Annotated in this window: 7 protein-coding genes and 2 pseudogenes; 7 read left to right on the top strand and 2 right to left on the bottom strand. The window is 63.5% G+C overall.

Translation table 11 applies throughout. The annotated features are described in order from the left end of the window. Window positions 1–107 precede the first annotated feature (107 nt). Window positions 108–591 (bottom strand): annotated as a pseudogene (locus OM960_RS24980) (IS5 family transposase); the annotation flags it as partial. Between the two features lie 195 nt (window positions 592–786). Next, the gene (locus OM960_RS24975; protein WP_263340806.1) at window positions 787–2,451 is read right to left on the bottom strand and encodes a winged helix-turn-helix domain-containing protein; all 1,665 of its coding nucleotides are present in this window, start codon (window positions 2,449–2,451) and stop codon (window positions 787–789) included. Window positions 2,452–2,488: 37 nt separating this feature from the next. Between OM960_RS24975 and OM960_RS24970 the strand changes: the two genes are divergently transcribed. The 7 genes and pseudogenes from OM960_RS24970 (at window position 2,489) to OM960_RS24940 (ending at window position 8,215) form a co-directional block, all read left to right on the top strand. Then, window positions 2,489–2,641: a hypothetical protein gene (locus OM960_RS24970; RefSeq protein WP_264773881.1), complete on the top strand. Its 153-nt coding sequence runs from the start codon at window positions 2,489–2,491 to the stop codon at window positions 2,639–2,641. After that, window positions 2,642–3,307, top strand: coding sequence for an OsmC family protein (locus OM960_RS24965; protein ID WP_264773880.1), 666 nt, complete (start codon window positions 2,642–2,644; stop codon window positions 3,305–3,307). It begins immediately after the preceding gene. 28 nt (window positions 3,308–3,335) lie between these two features. After that, complete coding sequence (locus OM960_RS24960) at window positions 3,336–4,571, top strand: NAD(P)-binding domain-containing protein (protein ID WP_264773879.1); 1,236 nt, start codon at window positions 3,336–3,338, stop codon at window positions 4,569–4,571. A gap of 12 nt (window positions 4,572–4,583) precedes the next feature. Next, window positions 4,584–5,156, top strand: coding sequence for an OsmC family protein (locus OM960_RS24955; RefSeq protein ID WP_264773878.1), 573 nt, complete (start codon window positions 4,584–4,586; stop codon window positions 5,154–5,156). A 31-nt stretch (window positions 5,157–5,187) separates the two neighbouring features. Further along, window positions 5,188–6,240, top strand: a pseudogene (locus OM960_RS24950) (PLP-dependent cysteine synthase family protein); the annotation flags it as partial. A 78-nt stretch (window positions 6,241–6,318) separates the two neighbouring features. Further along, on the top strand, window positions 6,319–6,690 hold the full coding sequence (locus tag OM960_RS24945) for a glutaredoxin domain-containing protein (RefSeq protein ID WP_354003583.1): 372 nt from the start codon (window positions 6,319–6,321) through the stop codon (window positions 6,688–6,690). A 13-nt stretch (window positions 6,691–6,703) separates the two neighbouring features. Continuing rightward, window positions 6,704–8,215, top strand: coding sequence for a pyridoxal phosphate-dependent decarboxylase family protein (locus OM960_RS24940; protein ID WP_264773877.1), 1,512 nt, complete (start codon window positions 6,704–6,706; stop codon window positions 8,213–8,215). The last annotated feature ends 114 nt before the right edge of the window (window positions 8,216–8,329 follow it).

Here is an 8,329-nt window from a genome sequence, read left to right as displayed (position 1 = left end):
TCTACCCCGATCATCGTATCCTTCATTTGCCGTCCTCTCCGCTACGTGGCCTCGACACCACGACCTTGGCACATTGCGATGCCGTCAGGGGTGGGCGGCAACCATCCCATCTTGCGCCAAACGCGCCGTTTGGGGCCGCCATGCTTGCGCGCATGGCACTCGCCATCGCCCTCGACCTTGATCCCCCCTCGCCGGTTCGCTCGAACCGGTGGCGCTCACCGGCTCGATGTCGATCAGCAGGTGCAGCGGCCCCTTGGACCCACGGTAGGGGATGTTGACGGCCAAGGTCTTCTGGCGACGGGACAGCGTGCTGAAGTCCGGCACCGTCCAGTTCAGGCCGACCAGTTGCAGCAGGCTCTCGACGAAGCCTGTGGTCTGCCGCAACGCCATGCCGAACAGCACCTTCATCGAGAGGCAAGTCTGGATGGCGGCATCGCTGTAGCTCTGCCGACGGCCACGCCGACCTGTCGGCGCGGCATCCCAGCTCATCTCAGGATCGAACCAGATCGTCAGCGAGCCGCGGCGCTTGAGCGCTTCATTGTCGGCTGGCCAGTTCCTGATCTTGTAGGTCGGTGGGGTCGGTCTGCTCATGCACCCCAGCTATCACGCTGGTTTCACGAGATGAATCCCCTACAGGATTTGTGCAACAGAACCCCGCACCGCCTTAAGTTAACCAATGCGCCCTGACGCAGGAACCGAGCACGGGCAGTTAGTTCCATGCGCCACTTTGCCAGAAACCCAAATGGTACCAAAATGATTAATACGTTTCTAAGGCCGACTGCCTGCCTATCTTTCTGGAAATCCTAGCGTCGCCAAGGCGTCGGACAGCACTTCCCGCTTTGCCTCATGTCTGAATGGGAACGCGGTGAAGAATGCCTCGATCGAAACATCCTTGCGGCGCGCCTTCGCCTCCTGCGTCCAGTATCGCGCCTGATCGTGGCGACCGGCGGCTTCGTTTATCACAGCAGCAAATGCGTTGATCAGATAATGCGCGCCCGGCGTCCGCGCGCCCTGATCTGCCCAGCGCGCGGCCTCGTCCATCTCGTCCAATTGAAAATGCGCCATGCCCTTTGCCGCAAGCATCGCATAGCGGAACGGGTCGAGCGGGCTGAGGCTGATTGATTTTTCAAGATTCTCAAGGGCGACTTGCCCATCGCCCGCCATCAAATCGGCCCAGCCATGCGCGTAGTAACCCTGCGCGAAACTGGGGCTCAGACTACACGACCGTTCCAGCCAGGACTGCCCCGCCGCCGGGTCGCCCCTGAGCCAGTGGGCGCGGCCGAAGTTGAAATTCGCGAACGGGTCCATGGGATCAAGTTCCACGGCCCGCTCCGCATGGCGCCTGGCATCGTCGATGGCGCCCGCATGATCCGTCGAATAGCGCAGAAACGCCGCTTGGAAGCTGACGAAGGACCGGGCCGCATGGGCGCGGGCAAAGAGCGGATCGAGCTCGGTCGCGCGCTGGAAATAGTCGGCGGCACGGGCATTGTCCCCCCGGTTGAAGCGGAACGCATGCTGAAGGCCGATGTGATAAAGTGACCAGGCATCAAGCCCTGACGGCGCCCGCAAACGCGCAAGCTGCGCCTCGTGTTGCGGGATATGCAGTTCCATTGCCGAAATGATCAGCGCTACGATCTGTTCGCGCATGTCGTGAATGTCGTCGATCTTGCCCGAAAGCCGGTCACCCCATACGACCTGCGAGCTCCGCGCGTCGACAAGCTCGATCGCGATACCGAGCGCGGGACCGAGGATCTCAACCTCTCCCGACAAGACATAGGCCACGCCAAGCGCCGAGCGGATCGCCTCGAAATCCTGCAACGGCGGGCGAAACCGAAAGCTCGACCCCCGTGCCACGACCTTGAGCCAGCGCAGCCTTGAAAGGATGGAGATCAGTTCACCCGGGATCGCGTCGGCAATCGCGGAATAGACCTCGGAACTGCCGATAAGCGTGAATGGCAGCACCGCGATCGAAGGCTTCTGCTCCGCCGGAACCGTCTCGACCGATTGTGCAACTTCTTGCGGTTGAGGCTCGGTCACGACTGCAGGCGCTACGATCCGGACATCCGCGACGAAGCGAAACCCGCGCCCGTGAACCGTGCGGATGTAACGCTGCTGTTTACCATCGTCCCCAAGGGCGCGGCGCAGCGACTTGATCACGGTCGAAACCGCCGCGTCGGAGATGAAGCGCCCGTCCCAGACCTTCTCGACCAGTTCGTCCTTTGCAACCAGACGTTCGGCATTCCGAACCAGATGGCTCAGCACCGCATAGGCCATCGGTTCGACCGGCAGCACGGCATCGCCGCGGCGCAGATCGCCACGGTTCAGGTCAAGCGCAAAGCCGTCGAACGCGTAGTGCAAAAAGCCTTCCCCACCGAAACTCAGACTTTCCCCACAAATTACCCATCCCCCGCTCAAGACCACAAGCAAAAGCTGGCTGTATTGCTTTCCCATCAGCCCGGAAGGGCCCGGAACGAAGAAGGAAAGCGAAATGGATAACATGATGAAGAAGGACCGCAGGCCCGGCTATGGCAGCGGCTTTGACGGGCTTTCGGGACTGGTCCCGAATGACACTTCCCGCCGCTGGTACGCGGAACGCAGCCCGCTATTTGCCAAACCCAGACAGGGCGGACGACATCACTGAATGCGCCGGGTCGGAAGGCCCGCCATCCCCGGCCGGAACATCCGGCCACCTCCTCAAACCCGAACGATCAGACACACGAAACTCTTGAAAGGAATGAAAATGCAAATCTCCACGATGACCAAACCCGTTTCGAACGGCGTCAATACCGAAGCCCTGATTGGCGCGCGCGGCGCGTTCGCCGAGATGCCCGAGGCCGCCGCCTTCACCTTCCGCAGCACCTGCGACTGGAAGGATGGCACCCACAGCACCAACGCGATCAATGGTTACTTCGGCCTCGGCCAGAACCACGAGCGCAAGGAAACCTTCCGCATCGACAGCGACCATCCGGAAGTCTTTGCCGCTGCCGACCGTGCCCCGACTCCGCCGGAGATCGTTCTGGCCGCGCTGGCAAGCTGCCTTTCGGGTGGCGTGGCGGCTGTTGCCCAGCATCGCGGCATCCAGTTGCACCACATGCGGGCGATGGTCGAGGGCGATATCGATGTGCGCGGCATTCTCGGCATGGACCAGGATATCCGCAACGGCTTCTCGGCCATCCGCGTCAATTTCGAAATCGACGCCGATGCCACCGCCGATGAAATCCGCGCGCTGGTTGCCCAGTCGCAGAAGCGCTCGGCCGTCTTCGACCTTCTCACCAACCCGACGTCCGTCAACGTGACGGTTGCCTGACACCGCCGGTCCGACAGGAGCAAAACCCATGAAACATATCGGAACCCTCATCATCGGCGCCGGTCAGGCCGGCCTCGCGATGAGCCGCTGCCTGTCGGACCGCAACATCCCCCATGTCGTGCTGGAGCGTGGCGAGATCGCGAATTCCTGGCGGCATGAGCGGTGGGACAGCCTGCGGCTGCTCACCCCCAACTGGCAAAGCCGGCTGCCCGGCTTTGCCTATACAGACCCTGATCCCGACGGCTTCATGTCGATGCCCGAAATAACCCGTTTCCTGAATGACTACGCCGCCGCAAGCCGGGCACCTGTCGAGGAATGCACCCGCGTACTCTCGGTCACCGTCCATGGCACCGGTTACCACGTCGCAACGGACCGCGGTGGCTGGATATGCGACACGCTGGTTCTGGCCACAGGGGCCTGCAACATCGCCTCCGTGCCCGCATTGTCAGCGCAGATACCTGAGCGGGTCGCGCAGATCACAGCACTGGACTACCGCAATCCCCACCAGCTTGCGCCGGGCGGCGTTCTGGTGGTTGGCGCCTCGGCAACCGGTGTCCAGCTTGCCGCCGAAATCCGCGCCGCCGGACATGAGGTCATTCTTTCTGCCGGTGAGCATATCCGCATGCCGCGCCACTATCGCGGCCGGGACATTCAGTGGTGGATGGATCGCGCGGGCATTCACACCACGCGGGTCGAAGAGGTCGATGACATCGATCGGGCGCGCCGGGTGCCCTCGCTGCAACTCATCGGCTCGCACGCGCAGCGCTTCTGCGACCTGAGCAGCCTTGCCACGCAGGGGGTCGAGATCGTCGGCCGTCTAAGCGCCGTCCGCGACGGCACCGCGCTCTTTTCCGGCGCGCTGCACAATCACTGCGCGCTGTCGGACCTGAAAATGAACCGGCTGCTCGACACGCTCGATTCCTGGGCCGAGGAGACCGGCCGCAGCGGCATCGGCCCTGTCGAACGTTTTGCCGCGACACCCTGTCCTGCCTCGTCGCGCCTTTCGCTCTATCTCGGCGGCGGTCACATCCGCACCATCCTCTGGGCGACCGGGTTCCGGCCCGATTACAGCTGGCTGCACCTGCCGGTCTTCGACCGCAAAGGCGGGCTGATGCACCGGGAAGGGTTGGTTGCGCCGGGACTATACACCCTCGGCCTGCCGTTCATGAGACAGCGCAACTCTGCCCTCATCGATGGCGTCGGTGCCGATGCCGCCGCCCTTGCCGATCACATTCTTTGCACACGCGGCCGTTCGGCGGCCTGAAAGGAGATACCTATGACCATGATGACGTCCGAAACCGATGCGAAACCGACCCCCGTGCGGGACGAGGTGATCCGGCAGGCGCAGACCGCCGTGATCGAACGGATGCGGCAAGACCTTGCAGCCGCGTGCAACACGCTGGTGACAACCGGCCGGATTGAAGACGGGCTGACCTGCCACGCCTCACAGGGCAAGTTCCACGCGACCATGGATCTGGGGCCGGGCATGGGTGGCGACGCTGCCGGGCCAAGCCCGGGCTTCTTCGCCCGCGCCGCCATCGTCGGCTGCGTCAGCATCGGCGTGAAGATGATGGCCGCGCGCGAGGGGCTCGTCTTCCGCTCGGTCGATGTGACGATCGAATGCGATTTCGACGATGCCGCGCTGATGGGGCTGAGCCCGCGCACGGCGGCCCCTTTGGAATCGCGGATACGGATCGAAGTCGACACCGACGAAGACCGCGCCGCCGTCCGTAGCCTCGTCGACCGCGCCCTCTCAGTAGACCCTTGGTACCTCGCGCTCCGCGATGCCCAGGTCGTTCAACACGAAATTCACATGGCGGCGGATGCAGGTGCGGCCCCGGCCGCATGACCGCCCAAGACCAATCAAAAGGACAAGAGAGATGCACTTGAAACCCATTCCTCAGACCACCTCGGCGCTGCATGGCTCTATCCTCGACACGATCGGGAATACGCCCATCGTCCGGATCAACCGGCTCGCGCCCGAAGGGGTCGAGCTTTACGTCAAGGTCGAGGCTTTTAACCCCGGCGGATCAGTGAAGGACCGCTTCGCTCTGGCGGCCATCGAGGCGGCAGAAGCGAGCGGCGCCCTGAAACCCGGCCAGACCGTGGTCGAGGCGACCTCCGGCAATACCGGGATCGGCCTGGCACTGGTCTGTGCGGCCAAAGGGTACCCGCTGGTCGTGACCATGGCCGAAAGCTTCAGCGTCGAACGGCGCAAGCTGATGCGGTTTCTTGGCGCGAAGGTGGTGCTGACGCCCGCCGCACAAAAGGGCACCGGCATGCTGGCCAAAGCCGAGGAACTGGCCCGCGAACATGGCTGGTTCCTTGCCCGGCAGTTCGAGAACGAGGCCAATGCCGACATGCATTCCCGCACCACCGCGCAGGAAATCGTCGATGCCTTTGGCGGACAGGGCCCGGATTACTGGGTGACGGGCTTCGGGACCGGCGGCACGCTGAAGGGCGTTTCCCGCGTCCTGCGCGCCGAATGCCCCAAGACGCGGATCGTCGTGGCAGAGCCGGACAACGTGCCGCTGATGCAAAGCGGAATCGCGCAGGAGCGGGATGCAGACGGCCGCCCGGCCAGCCACCCGATGTTCCGCCCTCACCTGATGCAAGGCTGGTCGCCGGACTTCATCGCGAAGCTCGCCGAGGACGCCGTCAGCGCGGGCGCAATCGACGCGTTCCAACCCGTCGCCGGCAATGCCGCCCTTCAAGCGGCGCGCGCTCTTGCGGCGCAGGAGGGCATCTTCTGCGGCATCAGCGCCGGCGCAACCTTCGCCGCCGCGTTGGAGGTGGCGAAGACCGCCCCCAAAGGATCGCGCATCGTTGCCATGCTGCCCGATACCGGCGAACGCTACATGTCCACGGTCCTGTTCGATGGCATAGAGGAGGAAATGAGCGACGATGAGATCGCGCTGTCACGGTCCACACCTGGCGCGCGGTTCGACAGCGCAGCCTCCGCGCCCGTGGCCTCTGCGGCCACACCGACCTGCAAGCCCGAGACCGCAGAGATGGTTGACGAGATCGTCGCGCAGCATCCCGTTGTAATGTTCGTCTTAGAATGGTGCGAATTCAGCTGGTCTGTACGCAAACTCTTTGCCGCAGCGGGCGTGCCGTATCACGCGGTGGAGCTCGATGCGGCAGCGATGCAGAAGGACAGTTTGGGCGGCGATCTCAGGGCCGCGCTGGGTATCAAGGTCGGCTTACCAACCATTCCTCAGATCTTTGTGGGCGGTACGCATGTTGGCGGTGCGACGGAAACCTTCGACGCGTTCAAGGATGGCTCTATGGCTGAGCGGCTGAACGCTCTCGGCCTCAGCTTCGACGCGAGCAAGACGGCCAATCCCTACAGGTTCCTGCCCGGATGGATGCATCCCCGGTAGATTGGAGTTCGACATGGTACACGCCCTTGCACATCTTGCCCCTTCCGATGTTCTGACCCGCGCGGCGGCTTACGCGCGGGACTATCGGAGCGGCAACCACCCGATCAGCCCATCCGCCTCATCCGCCGCGCTCAGGGAGCGGTTCTGCCTTCCCCTGACGGATGATGGACTGCCCGGCGCGCGCGTGATTGATGAGTTGATCGCGGCCGCCGAGCCGGGGCTTGTGGGCAATACCAGTCCGAATTTCTACGCCTGGGTCATGGGGGCGTCCGATCCGGTGGGAGTGGCCGCCGACTGGCTCACCTCCGCCTGGGGCCAGAACGCGGCGATCTACCAGTCCTCGCCCGCCGCTGCGACGGCGGAAGAGGCCGTGGAAGCCTGGCTTCTTGAACTTCTCGACCTGCCGCGAGACAGCTCCGTCGGGTTTGTCGGCGGTGCGACCATGGCCGCCTTCGTGGGGCTCGCCGCCGCACGTGGGGAAGTGCTGCGGCGCGGTGGCTACGACATCGACGCAGAGGGGCTTCAGGGGGCGCCGAAAGTCCATATCTTCCTCAGTGACGATGCCCATGTCACCAACTACGCCGCCCTGCGCCAGTTGGGTTTCGGCGAGGCCAATTTTCACAAATTGCCGTCGGACGGCGCCGGACTACTGTGTCCGGACGACCTGGCCGTCGCCATGGCTCGGGTTCAGGGGCCAAAGATCATCGTGGCCCAGGCCGGGCACATCAATTCGGGAGGGTTCGAACCGCTGGCCGAGATTGCGGCGCTGGCGCGGTTGCATGATGCGTGGATGCACGTGGACGGCGCATTCGGACTATGGGTCCGGGCCTCGACCACCCGAAAGCATCTAGCCATGGGGGCGGAACTTGCCGACAGTTGGTCGGTCGATGGCCACAAATGGCTGCAACTGCCCTACGAATCCGGCTTTGCTATCGTCCGAAACAAGATTGCTCATCAACGCGCCATGCAGAAGTCCGCAGGCTACCTGAACGCGGCCGAGGAAGACGGGCGCAACCCATCGGCATTTACTCCGGGCCTGTCGCGCCGCGCTCAGGGCTTTGCCGCTTGGGCGGTGCTGCGCCGCCTCGGCCGCAACGGCGTCGCAACATTGGTCGACCGGCATTGCGACGCCGCATCCCGACTGGCCCGGCGCATCAGCCGGGTCGGAGGGCTGGAAGTGTTGAACCGCATGGACCTCAACCAAATCGTTGTCGGCTGCCACAGCCTGAGCAATGAAAGCTGGAAGATCACCGCGCTTGCCGAACGGCTAAATGCGGGGCGATGCGTCTTCGTTCGTACAGCCCTTTGGAAGGGGCGCACCGTTCTCAGGCTGTCTGTGATCTCCCAGGACTCGGAGGCGCGGCATGTCGAAACGCTCGCCGAATTGATTGAGGGGATTTGGCCTGAGATCGAGACCGAGGTTGAGAACATGGGCGCGCTCACTCTCCCAGTTTCATCAGGTATGTTTCAGGACGGTAGTACTCTCTCTGATACCGCTCGATTTCAGGCAAGCACGACTAAGTAGCCTAGGGTCAGGACCCATTGATCTGCTTGAAGCTGCCGCCGCCGGGTGATTCAAGGCTCCAGACTGACGGGGTTGATGATGAGCAATCTTTTCTGGCTGACGGACGAGCAGATG

Origin of the sequence: Defluviimonas salinarum, assembly GCF_026013545.1 — a bacterium.
Taxonomy (GTDB): Bacteria; Pseudomonadota; Alphaproteobacteria; order Rhodobacterales; family Rhodobacteraceae; genus Albidovulum; species Albidovulum salinarum.
Note: the sequence above shows the minus strand (reverse complement) of the source record. Positions and strands in the feature narration are given on the sequence as shown.

What these genes read in the sequence shown, in the direction of transcription:
- OM960_RS24975 (WP_263340806.1), bottom strand. Translation starts at nt 2,451, where the DNA reads ATGGGAAAGCAATACAGCCAGCTTTTGCTTGTGGTCTTGAGCGGGGGA.
- OM960_RS24970 (WP_264773881.1), top strand. Translation starts at nt 2,489, where the DNA reads ATGGATAACATGATGAAGAAGGACCGCAGGCCCGGCTATGGCAGCGGC.
- OM960_RS24965 (WP_264773880.1), top strand. Translation starts at nt 2,642, where the DNA reads ATGCGCCGGGTCGGAAGGCCCGCCATCCCCGGCCGGAACATCCGGCCA.
- OM960_RS24960 (WP_264773879.1), top strand. Translation starts at nt 3,336, where the DNA reads ATGAAACATATCGGAACCCTCATCATCGGCGCCGGTCAGGCCGGCCTC.
- OM960_RS24955 (WP_264773878.1), top strand. Translation starts at nt 4,584, where the DNA reads ATGACCATGATGACGTCCGAAACCGATGCGAAACCGACCCCCGTGCGG.
- OM960_RS24945 (WP_354003583.1), top strand. Translation starts at nt 6,319, where the DNA reads ATGGTTGACGAGATCGTCGCGCAGCATCCCGTTGTAATGTTCGTCTTA.
- OM960_RS24940 (WP_264773877.1), top strand. Translation starts at nt 6,704, where the DNA reads ATGGTACACGCCCTTGCACATCTTGCCCCTTCCGATGTTCTGACCCGC.